Here is a 15,295-nt window from a genome sequence, read left to right as displayed (position 1 = left end):
TCAATCCTTCAGACTCGGGGGCACCTGGGGCAGGATCGTGCCATGACCACATCGCACGCCGAACTGGCTGCCGAGACCAGGACACTGCTGACCGCCACCCGTTCCGATCTTGCCGCGGGCGTGATCGGTCCGGACGAGTTGCGTCGGCGCTATGACGCCGACGGCGTTGTCCAGGTCAACCAGGTGTTGACCGGTGACGACATCGACCAGATCCGGACCGCCTTCATGGATCAGGTGCACTCCGATCCGGGAGCGCTCGGCAATGTCAACGAGGTCGCCGACGACAACGTGCTGTCCCGGTATCCGCGGCAGATGCAGCCACATCGCCGGCCCGATCTCGCCGCCGGTGCGATCGCCCGTCGGCTGCTGACCGATCCGCGCATCCTGGACATCGTCAGCACCCTGGTCGGCCCGGCCTACGGCGCTCAGTCGATGTTCTACTTCAAGCCGCCGACCGCCCGCGGTCAGGCGATGCATCAGGACAACTACTTCCTCAAGGCCCATCCGGAGACCTGCATTGCTGCCTGGGTAGCGATCGACCGGTGCGATGCGGCCAACGGCGGACTGTCGGTGGTGCCGGGCAGTCACACGATGGACGTGGTCTGCCCCGAGGTCGCCGACGCCGAACAGTCCTTCACCACCGGGCTGGTCCGGCCTCCGGAGGGGATGACCGCGGTGCAGACCGAGATGCAGCCGGGTGATGTGCTGTTCTTCCACGGCAGTGCGGTACACGGGTCGCTACCGAACACGACGACCGACCGCTACCGCCGTTCGCTGATCTTCCACTACGTACCGCAGGCCAGCCAGGAGGTGTCCCGGTTCTACATGCCGTTGATCTCTCCCGACGGCACCGAACTCACCATCGACGAAGCCACCGGCGGCGGCCCCTGCGGCGACGGCTGGGAAGGGTCGGCACACTGAGCAAAGGCACGGACCCGACCACCTCGGGGGTCAGGAGGGTCGTCCCCCTGCTAATAAATCGTGTAGCCGCCGTCGAATACCAGTACTGAGCCGGTCATGAAGCTGGAGGCGTCGGAGGCGAGGTAGACGACGGTCGGGCCGAGCTCCTCGGGCGCGGCGGCGCGCTGCATCGGCGCGTCGTCGATCCAGTACGGCTTGAACTTCGGGTCGTCGGCGGGGGCCATCTCGGTCTTCACATAGCCCGGGGCGAGGGCGTTCACCCGAACGCCGTGCGGCGCCCACTCCGCGGCCAGTGATTTGGTGAGCTGGTGGACGGCGGCCTTGGAGGCGTTGTAGCCGGGCTGCCATTGGGGTCGGTTGACGATCAGCGCCGAGATCGACCCGATGTTGATGATGTTGCCATGGCCCTGCTGCACCATCCGGCGGCCGAAGGCCTGCGCGCAGTGCCAGACGCCGTTGACGTTGACGTCCATCACGGTGTTCCACTCCTCGGCGCTGACCTCCAGCGCCGGCCGGTGCACACAGGTGCCGGCGTTGTTGATCAAGACGTCGACGGTGCCGAGCTGTTGGTAGATCTCGGCGACTGCCGACTCGACCTGGGCCGGGTGGGTGACGTCGGCGCTGACCGCTGCGGCCCGTACTCCGTGTTGTTCGATCTCGCTCAGCAGGTCCTTCACCGCCGCCGGATTGCGGACCAGCACGGCGACGTCACTGCCGGCTTCGGCCAGCGCCAACGCCAGCGCGCGACCGATCCCGCGAGCCGCGCCGGTGACCACGGAAACCTTGCCCTGCAACGAAAAACTGTCCAGTACTGCCATGCCGGATCTACCTCTATCGGTGGGAGTCGGTGAGCTCGTCGATCTTGACCAGGCGTTCGGCCTTGGGCTTCTTCGGTGGCAGGTCGTGCAGCCAGATGATCACGAACGCCGCCAGCGAGCACCCTAACGCCAGCACCGGGCCGATGGTCGCCCACCACACCAGCAGGAATCCTGCGGCCGCGATCACGGCGACCGGAAGCACCGTTCTGACATCGAGGTCGCCGTGGTGGGCCCGGACGGCGCTGTAGACGACCCAGGGCACCATCGCCAACGCGACGAAGATCTCGGCGAACAGCATGCTGCCGGGAAATCCGGCACCGACCAGTCGGACCATGGCTACCAGTCCGATCAGGCCGGTGAGGCCGCCGACCAGGAGCCGAGCACGCGGTGTGAGCACCGACTCAGCCTATCGGCGCTCCCCCGGCTCGGCCGGAGGCACAGCGCTGTGTCGTCTCGTTCTGTGTTCGAACGGGCCGACTATCCCGACCAACCCGAGTAAGCTCCCCGGAAATGGGTGTCGACAGGGGCATCCGGCCGAAGCTGGGCGGCACGGCGACATCAGACATGGGGGACGAAGCACTGGTGGGCTTTTTCGATCCCGGGCTGCTGCTCGGCGGTCTCGGTGTCGGCGTCATCGTCGGCCTGACCGGGATGGGCGGCGGCGCCCTGATGACGCCGATGCTGGTCTTTCTGTTCAAGATCGATCCGCTGGTGGCGATCGCCAGCGATCTGGTCACCAGTCTGTTCATGAAGCCGGCCGGCGCGATCGTCCATCTGCGTCGGCGGACGGTGAACCTCAGGTTGGTGCTGTGGTTGTGCGTCGGGTCGGTGCCGGCGGCGTTCGGTGGGGTGTTCGCCCTGAAGGCATTGCATCTCGGCACCAGGACCGACGCGGTGCTGTCGACGGCCCTGGGCATCGCGCTGCTGGTCGCGGCGGCCGGCCTGATCTACCGGGCCTGGCGACAGTTGGTGATCAACGAATCCGCCCTCGGCGAGGGACGTCCGGTCGGTGGCGCGGCGCCGCCGATCGTGATCCGCCCGGTGCCGATCGTCATCCTCGGTGCGGTGGCCGGGCTGTTCGTCGGACTGACCTCGGTCGGGTCCGGTTCGATCATCGTCGTCGCGCTGCTGTTGATGTTCCCGGCGTTGAAGGCCTCGCAATTGGTCGGCACAGATCTGGTCCAGGCCGTACCGCTGGTGGCTGCCGCGGCCACCGCGCACGCGATCAACGGCGACGCCGACTTCGGGATCGCCATCTCGCTGCTGATCGGCGCCATTCCCGGCGCGTTCATCGGCGCCCAGATCTCCTCCCGAGCACCGGGCGGCATCATCCGCCGGGCGCTGGCGGTGCTGTTGGTCTGCTCGGGCATCAAGATGCTCGGAGCACCCAGCCCTGCGGTGTTGATCGCCGCGGTGGTGATGCTGGTCGCCGGCAATCTGGCCTGGGTCTGGGTCCGCCGCCGTTCCCATCGACGGGCCGCGGAACGTCGCACGTCGCGCCCGGCAGAGGGGAACGTGGCTGGGCCGCTCGGGGGAACGCGCCCAGCCACGTCTACCCACCCCGAGAGTCGGACCGCGAACTCGTTATCGGGGGATACGAGCGGATCCGACCAGAGCCCACGGTAGCGCCGAACCTGTCATCGCGGGAGCCCCGTTCGCTTCAGGGGCGGGAGAACAAGAACATCCCGTCGGCCAAGATCAACTCGGGGCCACACACGCCGACGTCGTGCAGGAACCGGTCGAACGGCACGGCGGCTCCGGCCGACCAGTCCAGATATTCGCGGTAGAGATCATCGACCGGTGCCTGGCCGTGCCACGGGCTGGCGGTCAGCCAGTAGGTGACTGACGGCGCCGGCCGTTCCTCGACGCGCCCCTTGACTTCACCGGCCAGAATCGTCATCTCTCCGCCTCCCGACGTGTTGCTCACTGTGTGTGCACCAGTCTCGCCGGGCGCCGGGCGGCAGCACATCGATCTGCGGGCCACACCGCCGTACGACCGAGGTCGTACGGGTTCACCCGGGTGACGGAACACGGGCGCGCGTACCCGATCCGCCGTCGATGCTGTGAGGATCGGTGAACCCGAACTCCAGGAGTACGACGGGCACAAGATCATCAGGATCGCCGCGATGGTCCTCGCCGGTCGCGCTCTGACGCTCGGAGTGAGCGGCTGGAGCGGCAGGGTTGATGCAACGGGTACGGCGATGTCGTGACGATCTGCGACAACACCGTCACAAGGGTCCTGAGCCTCTCGAAGGACCGTATGTTCGACCGCCCTTCGACAGGCTCAGGGATCTTGGTCAGCCGTTCTGTCCAGAGATCTTGATCGGCCGTTCAGGTGAGCGATCTTGATCGGCCGTTCTGGTGCTGCGACGGACGGCCTCGGCCCCCACCATGAGGATCGAGCAGGGAGCGGCCGAGGAAGTCCTGACGTCAGGCGCCGAGATCGTGGAGAAGCACACCGAGTTCCTTCTCCTGGGCGGCCGGCGCGGCTGCCTTCACACCTGGGTGGTCGATTGCGTACACCTTCAACACGCTGTCCATCTCACGGTCGAGGAAGGTCCAGGCGGTGTCGTCCTTGGGTTGCAGAGTCGGCTGATCGGCATCCCAGGTATCGCGCATCTTCTGTACCGTGGCGTGCGACGCGGCGGCCTTGCCGGCCTGGTCCTGTGTCCGTGCGGTCTTGGCCAACGCTACGTATTTGGCGATCGTCGGCTTCGGGAAGTGGGCAATCGCCTGAGCCGGCTTCAACTGCTTGACCGGTCCGGTCGCCGCACCGTCATCGGCGGCGGCCGCGTTCTGGTGCGGTGTCAGGTGTGCTGCGGTCATGATCACCGCAGTCAGCACCGCCAGCACCACAAACCCGATCAGCCCGATCCGTTGCCGACGCCGATCGGTGGTGACAGCCGGTTCGTGGGTCAGGTCGACGACCTCGGAAACGTCGGCGCGTGAGATGGTCAGGTAGATGACCGTGGCCAGGATGAGGCCGAGGAAGATCAGACTGGTGGTGAAGGTGCCGAGCCCGAGGCCGACCGGTTCGCCGGGGCCGGCAGGGGTCGTCGGAGAGGCGAGGAAGTCGCCGATGTTCGCACCCAGTGGGCGGGTCAGGATGTAGGCCAGCCAGAACGACAGCACCGGGTTGGCACCGAACCGCCACAACAGGGTGATGGCGATGATCAGCCCGAGCGGCAACAGGGCCGCGATGCCGGGCGACCAGCCGGTCAGCTCCAGCGACCAGTCGCCGGTCGCCGTGCCGAGGGCGAACGTGACCAGCACAGTCAGCCAGTAGAAACTCTCCCGCGGCAGCGAGATGATTGAATGGATCGACAGGGTGTGCTCCCGCTTCCACCAGATCCCGAACACGACCACCAGCAGGACGGCGAACACCGAGGAGGACAGCCAGAGCGGGACGTTCAGCTCATCGGTCAGGATGTCGGTGTAGAGCGTGCCCGTCACCGACACGACCACCACGGTCAGCCAGTACGGGAACGGTACGTAGCGCCGGCGGGTCAGCTGGATCGCCAGCACGGCGATCAGCACACCGGTGAAGATCAGCGCGGTGTTGTTCAGGCCGACGCCGAGCGTCATGTTGATCCAGTCGGCGAAGCTCTCGCCGACCGTCGTACAAAGGATTTTGATCACCCAGAACCAGATGGTGACCTCGGGGACTTTGTTGAGCAGGCGGCCGCCGGCGAAGCGCGGGCGTGATGCGGTAGTCGTCGCTGTTGTCATGCAGCGAAGCTAACTTCTACAACTGTGTAGATGCTTAGAACGACTCGAATCGCGCTGACGTAAAATCGGGCTTCCGCATCGGCGACCAGAGCGGCAGCGAACGGAGGAACACGTGGGTCCACTGGGCGAACGGCACTCCGGCCGAGAGTCGGCGCGCCGTGCACACGGCACTCTCGAGGCGGTGGTCACCAAGCTGCTGCTGGATGCCGACCGTCCACTGAAGGCCAGTGAGGTCCGTGATCAGCTCGCCGTCCGCGACCAGGATGCCCTGTCCTACAGCACAGTCGTCACCATCCTCACCCGGTTGTACGAGAAGAACGTCCTGACCCGCGAACGGGACGGCCGGGCCTTTCGCTACGCCCCGGTGTCGGACCAGGCCGGGCTCGCCGCGCGTCGGCTGAACGCGGTGCTGGACGACATGACCGATCGCGATGCCGTCCTGACCCGCTTCGTCAGCGGGCTCTCCGAGCACGACGAGCAGCTCCTCCGGCAGCTCCTCGACGAGCCGAACCGCCCCGAGTCCTGAGTGATGCAACCCGATGTCGTGATCTGCCTGCTGGCACCGCTGCTCGCGGTGCCGATCGCCAGAGCCACCACCCGATGGCTGCACCCGCGGACGGCAACGATGGTGATCACCGTGTCCGCGGTCGTGCTGGCCGCAACCAGCTGCATCGGCTTGGGCATCCTGGTCATCGGTGCCCTGGCCCGCTGGGACATCGTGTCGGAGTCGGACCGGATCGCCCACCGGTCGGTGCTGTTGCGCCAGCTGACCATCCCACCGGTCGCAGCGGTCGCCACCCTCGCGCTGACGGCCGCGAGTGTGGCTGCTATCGGCTATGGCATCCGCCGACTGCGCTCGTTGGTCCGGTCCCACCGACATGCACGCTCGTTCGCCGGCCCGGATCGGATCGTCGTCACCGCGAGCCCGGCTGCGGACGCGTATGCCATCCCCGGTCGCCCCGCTCGGATCGTCGTCTCCCGAGGCATGATTACCGCTCTGGACGCCACCGACTTCGATGCCCTGCTGGCCCACGAGCATGCCCATCTTGATCATGGTCACCACGGCTATGTCTCCGTCGTCCGACTCGCGGCTGCGGCGAATCCGTTCCTTCGACCACTGGTGCCGGCGGTCGAATTCGCGATCGAGCGGTGGGCCGACGAGCACGCGGCCCAGGTGACCGGCGACCGTCGGGCCGTGGCGGTCGCCATCACGAAGGCGGCCCTGGCAACCGGACCTCGGACCGACCCCGGTGCCCTGCCTGCGGTCCGACTGGCGATGGCAGCGCCGATCGCCTCACGCGCCGACGGCCCGGTCCCCCGTCGGGTCCGAGCACTGCTGACGCCGACTCCACGCAGCAACTCTTTTGCCATGGCCGCGAGCTGCGCGTTGACTGCGATCACCGCTTGGTGCGCAGCCGAAGCAGCCGGCGATCTGGGCCAGCTGTTGGCGCTCGCTCCGGGATCGCTGACCTGATAGAGGAATCGGCTGTGACCGGCAAGTGGGTGCAGAGGGACTCGAACCCCCGGCCCCTTCCTTGTAAGGGAAGTGCTCTAACCAACTGAGCTATGCACCCGGGCAACCGCAGCACATCGATGACCGGCGGCGGATCGGCGCGACAAACCCTAGCCGACGACGTCAGCGGCACCGAATCAGTTGGGTGCGCGTGGCCCCGGGAGTCAGCGCCGGAGCCGGCGATTAGTACGGACCCGATGGACGTCGCACATCCCCACATCCCCCGAGTGGCCGTCAACCTCCATCGGGTCCGTCACCCCATCGTGCCACGAGCTCCCCCATTCAATGCAACTTTCATCGATTTCGAGATCGGTGTCGCAGCATCCGGCGCCGGTCCAGCACCATGTCCACGGCTCGCGGGTACGGCCGCTCCGGATGCGGCAGGACGCCCTCCACCACGATCGGCAGCCGTTGTTTGTTGCGGGCCTGCCGAGCGCGTTCGCGATTCTCCAGCCGCAACTCGTTCAACAGATGTTCCAGCGCCACGATCACACTGCTGCGCAGCAGCCAGGCGTTCCGCGCGTCCGGGCCGACGAGCATCAGCTCGGCCAGCATCGCGCGGGTCTCCCCGGCATATTCCAGACTCTGCCGCAATGCTTCTTCGGCGTGTTCCTCGCGGCCGTCCGCCTCGGCAGCGACGAGTTCGCCGAAGGCGCGCAGACACTCGGCGGTCTGGCCGAGCACGACGGCGAAGATCTGCCGCAGCTCGTCACCGAACCGGTCCTCGGGTTCCTCGCCGTCCGGCAACTCACCCACGATCGCGGTGAACAGCGCTCGCAACGCCATCAGGCACCGGTCGTAGGTGTCCAGCGCGCTGTCCAGCACCGGTACGGCGTTGGTGGTCCCGAGCGCCCGTGGATTCCACCGCCGGCGCTCCCGCAGGCTGGCCACCGACCGCACCACCTCGGCCAGCTCGCCGGAGGTGTCGCGGGCCAGATCGAGCCAGTCCTGCGCCTGCGCCCGGGTCGGTGGCTGATCCCGCATCGTGTCGGCGGCGTCGTCCAAGGGTCGGGCCATCGAGGCTGCCAGCCGCTTCAGCCCACCGATCACCGATGCCGCGGCCAGAGCGGTCGGGAACAGCATCCCCATCGCCATTCCGACCCCGGCACCGACGAACGTGTTCAGCACCCGGATCTCCGCCGCGACACCGTGGTTGGTGACGCCGAGGATCAACATCGCACTGATCGGCGCTTCCAACAGCTGCTCTCGCAACCGGAGCACCCGGGCCAGCAGCAGTGCCGAGGCGATCGCCGCGCCGAGGCTCCACCAGGTCAGGCCGATCCAGTTGGACAACAACGTCGCGATCAGCACCCCGGACAGCACCGCCCCGACCCGGACCAGCCCCATCCGGAAGGTTCCCACCGCTGACGCCTGGACCACCAGCATCGCGGTCAGCGGGCCGGTCAGGTCGATCGGCCCGCCCTTGGCCAACGGCAGTGTCAGCAGATAGGCGACCACGGCGGCGATCGTCACCCGCAGCATCTGGACACCGAAGGGCAGCAGCCGACCGGGGACGTCCCGCCACGAGGTCGGGTGTGCCGGCCAGATCAGGCCGAGCAGTCGGCTGTTCAGCACATCTGAAGGATTACACCCCACCGGTCGACGCGGTAGGCGTGAGCAGCATGACAGCGATCTGAAACAGCTCCGGCGTTCACTGGCTTCGGCCGCATCACCAGGTGAACGGTCACCGAATCGCAGCGGTGACGCGCACCGGCTCCGATCCGAGCGGCCGGAGGGGGTTCCATGCTGCGCTTCCATTTCACCGCAGATGATCTTGCCCGGGTCCGGATGACGCCGGGACCGGATCCGCTCTGGGAGGCGCTGCTCAGCGCCCATCTGCTGCACCGGACGTCGCGGGCGGCGCCGTTCGACCGATGGCGACGCCAGGTCGTCGGCGGGCTCACGCCCAAGGCCCGGATGTTGCCGACGCTGGCACCGCCGCGCGGCTATTCACCCGACTTCCTCACCCCCGATCTGGCCGGCAGCACCGACCTGGACGCCGCCGTCGAACGGGTGCAGCTGACACCGCGTCGACGGCTGCGGACCGAGTTGGAGTTGCTCGCGGCGTGGCGTCGACCGTGCGGCTGGATCCAGCAACTGAGCGCCGGCGACCCGGCAGTCCTGGAGGCCCTCGGCACCGGTCTGCGTGAGTACCACCGCTCGGTGCTGGCGCCGTCGTGGGAGCGGATCACCGGCGCCGTCGAGGCCGATCGGGCTCGGCAGGCCGCGGCGTTCCTGGAGGCCGGCGTGGACGGCATGCTGGCCGGGTTGCATCCGTCGATCCGCTGGACCTCACCGGTGCTCGAACTCACCGCCAAGGCCGATCGGGACATCCACCTGGCCGGCCGTGGCATCCGGCTGATCCCGTCCTTCTTCTGCTGGCGGGATCCGATCACGTTGCTCGATCCCGAGCTGGTTCCGGTCCTGGTCTATCCGGTACCTCATCCGCGTGCCGGTGACGCCGCTGCCGAAGCCGACGACGGCCGGCAACGACTGTCCGCCCTGCTCGGCCGGACCCGGGCATCGACGCTGCGAGCTCTCACCGTGAGCGCCTCGACCAGCGGTGTCGCACGACGGCTCGGCATCTCGGTCGCCTCGGCCTCCGAGCACACCCGGGTGCTGCGGGAAGCGGGGCTGATCGAGAGTCGACGTGACCAGGGCGCGGTCCGGCATTCACTGACCGGACTGGGTCGGAGTCTGCTGGCCGGCACCGAAGCCGCCGAAGCCACCCTGGTCCGTACCGCGTGATCGGTGCCCACGGGCCGGAAACAGCGCTGGCCGCTGATCCGTCGGAGGGCTAGTTTGTGGGTCGATGAGCTCACCACTGCAGGTGCGGCTGCTCGGGGAACTGGAACTGGTCCGCGGCACGGATCGGATCGCCATCACGGCCGGGCGACTGCGAGCGCTGTTGGCGCTGCTGGCGTTGTCAGCCGGCCGCTCGGTCACGTCCGAGCGGCTGGTGGGTGAGCTGTGGGCCGAACAGTTGCCGTCCAACCCTCGCCGCAGCCTGCACACCTATGTCAATCGGCTGCGCAATCTGGTCGGCGCCGAGACGATCGCCACCGATCCGTACGGCTACACGTTGCGGTTGGATCCCGATCAGGTCGACGTGCTGCGGTTCGGCAGATTGTTGGCCGACGCCCGGCAGGCAGCAGACCGCACCACCGAGCGACTCGCGTTGGAGGCGGCGCTGTTGCTGTGGCGCGACGAGCCGTTCGGTGGCATCGACGCCCCGGTCCTGCAGCAGGTCGAACGGCCCCGTCTGGTGGAGGCCTTCCTGACCGCCAGCGAGCGGCGGATCGATCTCGATGTCGAGCATGGCCAGCTGGACGGTCCGATCGAGGAACTGGCCGAGCTGACCGGTCGCTATCCGCTCCGGGAATCGCTGTGGGTGCGGCAGTTGCGGCTGCTGGACCGCAGCGGCCGCCGGGCCGAGGCGCTGGAGCGCTACGAGCAGGTCCGGCGGCTGATCGCCGATCAGCTGGGGAGCGATCCCGGTGCGCCGTTGCAGACCGTTCATGCCGCGCTGCTCGCCGACCCGACCACCGACCCGACACCCGAGCCGACACCGGCAGTGATTCCCCGCCAACTGCCGCCGGACCTGCGGATCTTCGCCGGCCGGTTGGATGTGCTCCAGGCCCTGGACAGTCGACTCGACGGGGCCGCTGGGGCGACGCTCCGCTGTTGATCACCGGCCCTCCCGGAGTCGGCAAGACCTCGCTGGCGGTGCACTGGGCGCATCGGATCGCCGACCGCTTCCCCGACGGCCAGCTGTACGTGAATCTGCGCGGCTTCGGTCCTGCGGATCGGATGCTCAACCCGGCCGCCGCGTTGCGCGGTTTCCTCGATGCGATCGCGCCCGGTGCCACCGTCCCCACCGACCCGGACGAGCAGGCAGCACGGTTCCGCAGCCTGATGGCCGGCAGGCGAATGCTGCTGGTGCTGGACAACGCCCGGGACAGCGATCAGGTGCTGCCGCTGCTGCCCGGCACCGGAGGTTGCCTGGTGATGATCACCAGTCGGCACCAGCTGACCGGACTGATCGCCACCACCGGGGCGATGCCGGTCGAGGTCGAGCCGGTCGGCGTCGAAGACGGGCACCGACAGTTGATGGCACGGCTGGGGCGCAACCGGGTGCGGGACGAACCGGCAGCCGTTGCGGAACTGGTCGCGGCCTGCGCCGGCCTTCCGTTGGCGATCGCGCTGGTATCGGCCCGCGCCGCGACCCAACCGCAATTGCCGCTGTCGGCGCTGGCCGCCGAATTGCGCGAGGCGCCGGGCGGCCTCGATGTCTTCGGTGGCGACACCGCCGCTGCCGACCTTCGTACGGTGTTCTCCTGGTCCGCTGCCGCTCTCAGCCCGGCGGCGGCGTCGGCCTTCCGGCTGCTCGGCCTGCACCCCGGCCCTGACCTGACGACGATCGCCGCTGCTGCGTTACTGGGCCGGCCGGTCGCAGCGACCCGAACCGTGCTGATCGAGCTCTGTCGGGTGCACCTGCTGCGCGAGCACCAACCGGGCCGCTACAGCAGCCATGACCTGATCGCCAGCTACGCAGCCGAGCTCGCCGCCGAGGTGCCCACCGCGGCACGCATCCAGGCACTGGCCCGGATGATCGACCACTACCTGCACACCGCACGGCGGGCCACCGAGCTGCTGGCGCCTCGGCTGCGGCCGCTGACCCCGTTCCCGGCGGCGGCTGAACCGGTGCCGGTCGCCGCCGTCGAGACCCAGCGAGAGGCCCAGACCTGGTTCAGGAGTGAGCATGATCAACTCCTGGCGATGATCGACATCGCCGCCGGCTCTGATGATCTTGTCCGGCGGGTGTTCCTGCTGCACGAGGCGATGCGGGATTACGTGGAGATGCAGGCTCATTGGTACGACTGGAAGCAGCTGGCCGAGCTGTCGCTGACGGTCGCCGGCAGGATCGGCGACCGGCACGAAGAAGCGCGATCTCTGCAGAGTGTCGGCGGTGCCTTGGCCCATCTCGGACGGCTGCAGGAGAGCTTGCGAGCCTTCGAACAGGCCGCCGACCTCTACCGCAGCCTGGACGATGACCAGGCGGTGGCGCGGGTCGAGTCCAATCTGGGCAAGCTCGCAGCCCTGAACGCCGATTTCGACTCGGCCATCGCCCATTCGGAGCGTGCCCTGGAGCTGTACGCCGCCCAGGACAACGGCTTCGGAGTCAACTGGGTGCGGGTCGATCTGGCCTGGTTCCACGGCCAGCAGGGCGACTACGACACGGCCTTGCGATACTGCCAACAGGTCCGCACGTTCCATCGTGAGGACGACCCGAGCCTGCTCGCGCCGGTCTGGGACACCGAAGGATTCGTGCACTACAAGCTCGGAGACCTGCACCGTGCAACAGAATGCATGCGGCAGGCTCATGATCTCTATCGCCAGATCGGTGACCGCTTCAACGAGGCCGATGTCCTTGATCATCTCGGCGACGTCCTGCTGGCTCAGGGTGACCGCAGCGGCGCGCGGCAGACCTGGCAGCAGGCGTACGAGATCCTGCGGCCGACCGGCCATCCGATGGCCGACACCGTGCACAGCAAGATCATCCGCCCGGTACGGTCGACCGACGCGATGCCGGCCGGCTGATCAGTCGTCCAGCGGCCGCCAATAGGCGCAGAAGTCCAGACGGCTCTTGGGCACTCCCGCCGAGCGCAGATGATTGCGGGCGGCCACCATGAAACTTGCCTCTCCCACCACATAGCCCAGCGACTCGGGATCGACTTGCAGCTCCAGCACGTGGAACAACAGCGCTGACCCGGGCATCGTGCCCGGCTGGCGGACCGCCCACACCGGATCCGCACCGACAAGATCACGAACGTCATCGGCATGCGGCACTTCGAGCAGGTACTGCGCCGGTCGGCCGTCCAGTGATCGAGCAATTCCCTCGACACCCGGCAGGCCGCTCTCGTCGGCGATGATCACGATCGGACGGTCATCCGGCTGATGGGTGAAGATCCGCCCCTGGTCGAGGATCGCCAACCGGTCACCGGGGGCGGCGTTGCACGCCCAGTTGGCGGCGATGCCTTCCACCTGTCCTGACGGCCCTGCGTGCACGACGAAGTCGATGTCCAGCTCCCAGCTGCCGTCGACCCTTCGAGCATCGCGGATGGTGTAGTTCCTGATCACCGTCCGCCGATCGGGGTCCGTGGCGGTCCAGCGCCCGTACCAGCCCTCGATGTCACCGTAGGGAGGGATCGAGGTCGACGCCTCGTTGGGCAGGAACAGTCGCAGCCACTGGTCGTACCCCAGATAGTCGAACTCGTCGGCGAACTCGGGATCGTCGCCGCCGACCGTGATCCGGACGAAGCCCGAGGAGAGTCGCTGGACCGCACGCACGGTCACGTCGCGGACCGATGCCCGCGCCGGCTTGACGTCTCGCTCCGAAGCCAGCTGTTCTGCCATCCTGCTCCCCTGTTCGTGTTGGTGAAGCTGCTCGGGTCGGGTCGGGTCGGCCCGGTCAGGACTTCAAGGCGGCCGCGAGCAGCGGCGGCACCTTGTCCAGCGCGTAGCGAACCGACAGCAGCGAGTCGACCGCATAGGCCCTGGAGATCGTCGGGTTGTCCAAGATCACGTAATGCCCTTGTTCCACAGCGGGCACCTGGCGGAAGAGCTTGCTCTTCTCGATCTCTTGCGCGCTGGTGCCGATCGGCATCACCACCAGCAGGTCGGCGTCCAGCAGATCGAGATTCTCCTCGGAGACCTCGACGCTGAAGCCGTCCGGTTCGGCGGCGTCGACCGCCGGGCTGTTCCGCAGACCGAGGTCGGTCATGAAGCGGACCCGATCGGTGGTCTTGATGTAGGCGCCCCAACCGTTGCTGCTGTTGGCCGCGACGGTGACCGTCTTGCCTTTCAGCTGCGGATACTTCGCGGTCGTCGCGGCGAATTGATCATGGACGTCAGCGAGCAACCGTGTTGCCCGATCAACTCGACCGAGCGCCTTCCCGATCATCTCGACCTGGATGTCCATCGTGGTTGCATAGTTGTCGCCGCCCTTCGGCACGCCGACCGTCGGGGCGATCTTGGACAACTGCTGGTAGCGCTTCTGATCACCGGACGCCTTCGTGTCCAGGATCAGGTCCGGTTTCAGCGCGGCGACGTCCTCATAGGACAGTTCGAGGGTGCCAAGGATCTTCGGCGACTTCTCGTACCGGCCTTCGGCCCACGGGCCGACACCCTCTCCGCCGAAGGCCAGCCAGTCCGCGGCTCCGACCGGCTGCACCCCGAGCGCCAAGGCTGTCTCGGCGTCTCCCCAACCCAGGGCGACGACCCGCTGCGGATTCTTCGGCGGTGTCACCGCACCGAACTTGGTGCTGATCGAGGCCGCGGCCGACTCCGAGGTGCCGGGACGATCACCGGCGTCGGACTGGCAGCCTGCCGTCACGACGACGAGCAATACCGTGATCAGCGCGGCGAGGCGTCGAGCCATCTGCACCCTTCCCGAGGTCCGATCGCCTTGACGCGCCGGAGTTAGGCAACCCTAACCCACCGGTGTCCGATGACTCAAACCGGTCTCACGACTGTCGCAGGTCAGGGTGTTGCGGTGATCAGGACAAGTGATCCCTGGTACTGATCCTGGCTCCGCAACTGCCCGTGTCGGCGGTCCCAGCTTCCGTCGGCGAGGTCAGCCCGCAGCGCCTCGACCGAGGCTTGCGCCAGATCGGGGGCGACGAAACTCCAGGCAGAGTTCGCCAACCGGGCACCCGGATCGAGGAATGCCTCCGGCCGGCCGTAGTACGCCTCCGAGAAACCGTCCCGGCACCGCAACGGGATCGGCAGTGGTGTGATCTCGGTCGTACCGCCCAGGGCCCCGGCGATGCGCGCCAGGGGCGGATAGCGGCGAGCCTCGGTGTCCAGTACCGCCGGCGCATAGTCGTTCAGCCAGAAGTCGTGCACCAGGACCGGGTCGCAGGTCAAGATCACCACCGGCCCGGTCGCCACCCTGCGCATCTCGGCCAGACCGCCCTCGAGGTCGGACCATTGGTGGACCGAGAAGGTTGTCATCGCCGCGTCGAAGCTGTCGTCGGCAAACGGAAGGTCCTCTGCGACCGCATCCACCGCGGGCGGCCGATCGGCCGGACGCTGCTCCCGCATCGCGACCGACGGCTCGACGGCGGTCACGTCACGATCGATGGGTTCATAGGAGCCGGCGCCGGCACCGATGTTGATCACCGTGCGAGCGGCACCCAGGGCGCTCTCGATCGCCGCGGCGAAGCGTGGCTCGGGCTCGCGATAGGAGCGGTAGCCACCGCCGATCTGTCCGTAGTCGGCGTCGCCGGCACTTCCGTCAGGTCTTCTCACG

Annotated in this window: 16 protein-coding genes and 1 tRNA gene; 8 read left to right on the top strand and 9 right to left on the bottom strand. The window is 67.7% G+C overall.

Annotated features, from left to right (window positions below; all coding sequences use genetic code 11):
* Positions 1 to 42: 42 nt before the first annotated feature.
* Positions 43 to 921 (top strand): phytanoyl-CoA dioxygenase family protein, encoded by an 879-nt coding sequence (locus BLU38_RS25155; RefSeq protein ID WP_091533118.1) that lies wholly within the window; start codon positions 43 to 45, stop codon positions 919 to 921.
* 50 nt (positions 922 to 971) lie between these two features.
* Here BLU38_RS25155 and BLU38_RS25150 read toward each other — a convergent pair whose 3' ends face one another.
* Together BLU38_RS25150 and BLU38_RS25145 are read right to left on the bottom strand one after the other, a co-directional pair.
* On the bottom strand, positions 972 to 1,739 hold the full coding sequence (locus BLU38_RS25150) for an SDR family oxidoreductase (RefSeq protein ID WP_091528693.1): 768 nt from the start codon (positions 1,737 to 1,739) through the stop codon (positions 972 to 974).
* A 13-nt stretch (positions 1,740 to 1,752) separates the two neighbouring features.
* Positions 1,753 to 2,136, bottom strand: coding sequence for a hypothetical protein (locus tag BLU38_RS25145; protein ID WP_091528691.1), 384 nt, complete (start codon positions 2,134 to 2,136; stop codon positions 1,753 to 1,755).
* Positions 2,137 to 2,249: 113 nt separating this feature from the next.
* Here BLU38_RS25145 and BLU38_RS25140 point away from each other — a divergent pair, with 113 nt between their 5' ends.
* On the top strand, positions 2,250 to 3,365 hold the full coding sequence (locus BLU38_RS25140; RefSeq protein ID WP_197679856.1) for a sulfite exporter TauE/SafE family protein: 1,116 nt from the start codon (positions 2,250 to 2,252) through the stop codon (positions 3,363 to 3,365).
* Positions 3,366 to 3,399: 34 nt separating this feature from the next.
* On the opposite strand, the gene BLU38_RS25135 is transcribed toward BLU38_RS25140, so the two are convergent.
* Positions 3,400 to 3,639, bottom strand: coding sequence for a hypothetical protein (locus tag BLU38_RS25135; protein WP_091528688.1), 240 nt, complete (start codon positions 3,637 to 3,639; stop codon positions 3,400 to 3,402).
* A 163-nt stretch (positions 3,640 to 3,802) separates the two neighbouring features.
* Between BLU38_RS25135 and BLU38_RS31055 the strand changes: the two genes are divergently transcribed.
* On the top strand, positions 3,803 to 3,949 hold the full coding sequence (locus BLU38_RS31055) for a hypothetical protein (RefSeq protein ID WP_157683702.1): 147 nt from the start codon (positions 3,803 to 3,805) through the stop codon (positions 3,947 to 3,949).
* Positions 3,950 to 4,169: 220 nt separating this feature from the next.
* On the opposite strand, the gene BLU38_RS25130 is transcribed toward BLU38_RS31055, so the two are convergent.
* Positions 4,170 to 5,468: a COG4705 family protein gene (locus BLU38_RS25130; protein ID WP_091528686.1), complete on the bottom strand. Its 1,299-nt coding sequence runs from the start codon at positions 5,466 to 5,468 to the stop codon at positions 4,170 to 4,172.
* Between the two features lie 112 nt (positions 5,469 to 5,580).
* Here BLU38_RS25130 and BLU38_RS25125 point away from each other — a divergent pair, with 112 nt between their 5' ends.
* Both BLU38_RS25125 and BLU38_RS25120 read left to right on the top strand, forming a co-directional pair.
* Positions 5,581 to 5,994: a BlaI/MecI/CopY family transcriptional regulator gene (locus BLU38_RS25125; RefSeq protein ID WP_231920032.1), complete on the top strand. Its 414-nt coding sequence runs from the start codon at positions 5,581 to 5,583 to the stop codon at positions 5,992 to 5,994.
* A 3-nt stretch (positions 5,995 to 5,997) separates the two neighbouring features.
* On the top strand, positions 5,998 to 6,942 hold the full coding sequence (locus BLU38_RS25120) for a M56 family metallopeptidase (RefSeq protein WP_231920439.1): 945 nt from the start codon (positions 5,998 to 6,000) through the stop codon (positions 6,940 to 6,942).
* A 26-nt stretch (positions 6,943 to 6,968) separates the two neighbouring features.
* Here BLU38_RS25120 and BLU38_RS25115 read toward each other — a convergent pair.
* Both BLU38_RS25115 and BLU38_RS25110 read right to left on the bottom strand, forming a co-directional pair.
* Positions 6,969 to 7,042 (bottom strand) — tRNA-Val (locus tag BLU38_RS25115).
* A 233-nt stretch (positions 7,043 to 7,275) separates the two neighbouring features.
* Positions 7,276 to 8,556 (bottom strand): FUSC family protein, encoded by a 1,281-nt coding sequence (locus BLU38_RS25110; RefSeq protein ID WP_157683701.1) that lies wholly within the window; start codon positions 8,554 to 8,556, stop codon positions 7,276 to 7,278.
* 168 nt (positions 8,557 to 8,724) lie between these two features.
* Between BLU38_RS25110 and BLU38_RS25105 the strand changes: the two genes are divergently transcribed.
* The 3 genes from BLU38_RS25105 (at position 8,725) to BLU38_RS25095 (ending at position 12,582) form a co-directional block, all read left to right on the top strand.
* Positions 8,725 to 9,729, top strand: coding sequence for a winged helix-turn-helix domain-containing protein (locus BLU38_RS25105; RefSeq protein WP_091528677.1), 1,005 nt, complete (start codon positions 8,725 to 8,727; stop codon positions 9,727 to 9,729).
* A gap of 64 nt (positions 9,730 to 9,793) precedes the next feature.
* Entirely contained in the window at positions 9,794 to 10,669 is an 876-nt protein-coding gene (locus BLU38_RS25100; protein ID WP_091528674.1) for an AfsR/SARP family transcriptional regulator, read from the top strand.
* Positions 10,666 to 12,582 (top strand): tetratricopeptide repeat protein, encoded by a 1,917-nt coding sequence (locus BLU38_RS25095; RefSeq protein WP_172836217.1) that lies wholly within the window; start codon positions 10,666 to 10,668, stop codon positions 12,580 to 12,582. The genes BLU38_RS25100 and BLU38_RS25095 overlap by 4 nt, the downstream gene beginning before the upstream one ends.
* On the opposite strand, the gene BLU38_RS25090 is transcribed toward BLU38_RS25095, so the two are convergent.
* The 3 genes from BLU38_RS25090 to BLU38_RS25080 form a co-directional block, all read right to left on the bottom strand.
* A complete protein-coding gene (locus tag BLU38_RS25090) occupies positions 12,583 to 13,398 on the bottom strand; it encodes a siderophore-interacting protein (RefSeq protein WP_091528669.1) in 816 nt (271 codons plus the stop codon). It lies immediately after the preceding gene.
* Positions 13,399 to 13,453: 55 nt separating this feature from the next.
* The gene (locus BLU38_RS25085) at positions 13,454 to 14,422 is read right to left on the bottom strand and encodes an iron-siderophore ABC transporter substrate-binding protein (RefSeq protein WP_091528667.1); all 969 of its coding nucleotides are present in this window, start codon (positions 14,420 to 14,422) and stop codon (positions 13,454 to 13,456) included.
* A gap of 101 nt (positions 14,423 to 14,523) precedes the next feature.
* Entirely contained in the window at positions 14,524 to 15,294 is a 771-nt protein-coding gene (locus BLU38_RS25080) for a class I SAM-dependent methyltransferase (RefSeq protein WP_091528664.1), read from the bottom strand.
* Position 15,295 lies beyond the last annotated feature (1 nt).

Source organism: Microlunatus soli (genome assembly GCF_900105385.1).
In the GTDB taxonomy this organism is placed as follows: Bacteria; Actinomycetota; Actinomycetes; order Propionibacteriales; family Propionibacteriaceae; genus Microlunatus; species Microlunatus soli.
This window is presented reverse-complemented; position numbering and strand designations above follow the sequence as displayed.

What these genes read in the sequence shown, in the direction of transcription:
- BLU38_RS25105 (WP_091528677.1), top strand. Translation starts at nt 8,725, where the DNA reads ATGCTGCGCTTCCATTTCACCGCAGATGATCTTGCCCGGGTCCGGATG.
- BLU38_RS25085 (WP_091528667.1), bottom strand. Translation starts at nt 14,422, where the DNA reads ATGGCTCGACGCCTCGCCGCGCTGATCACGGTATTGCTCGTCGTCGTG.
- BLU38_RS25155 (WP_091533118.1), top strand. Translation starts at nt 43, where the DNA reads ATGACCACATCGCACGCCGAACTGGCTGCCGAGACCAGGACACTGCTG.
- BLU38_RS25090 (WP_091528669.1), bottom strand. Translation starts at nt 13,398, where the DNA reads ATGGCAGAACAGCTGGCTTCGGAGCGAGACGTCAAGCCGGCGCGGGCA.
- BLU38_RS25140 (WP_197679856.1), top strand. Translation starts at nt 2,250, where the DNA reads ATGGGTGTCGACAGGGGCATCCGGCCGAAGCTGGGCGGCACGGCGACA.
- BLU38_RS25135 (WP_091528688.1), bottom strand. Translation starts at nt 3,639, where the DNA reads ATGACGATTCTGGCCGGTGAAGTCAAGGGGCGCGTCGAGGAACGGCCG.
- BLU38_RS25120 (WP_231920439.1), top strand. Translation starts at nt 5,998, where the DNA reads ATGCAACCCGATGTCGTGATCTGCCTGCTGGCACCGCTGCTCGCGGTG.
- BLU38_RS25130 (WP_091528686.1), bottom strand. Translation starts at nt 5,468, where the DNA reads ATGACAACAGCGACGACTACCGCATCACGCCCGCGCTTCGCCGGCGGC.
- BLU38_RS25100 (WP_091528674.1), top strand. Translation starts at nt 9,794, where the DNA reads ATGAGCTCACCACTGCAGGTGCGGCTGCTCGGGGAACTGGAACTGGTC.
- BLU38_RS25150 (WP_091528693.1), bottom strand. Translation starts at nt 1,739, where the DNA reads ATGGCAGTACTGGACAGTTTTTCGTTGCAGGGCAAGGTTTCCGTGGTC.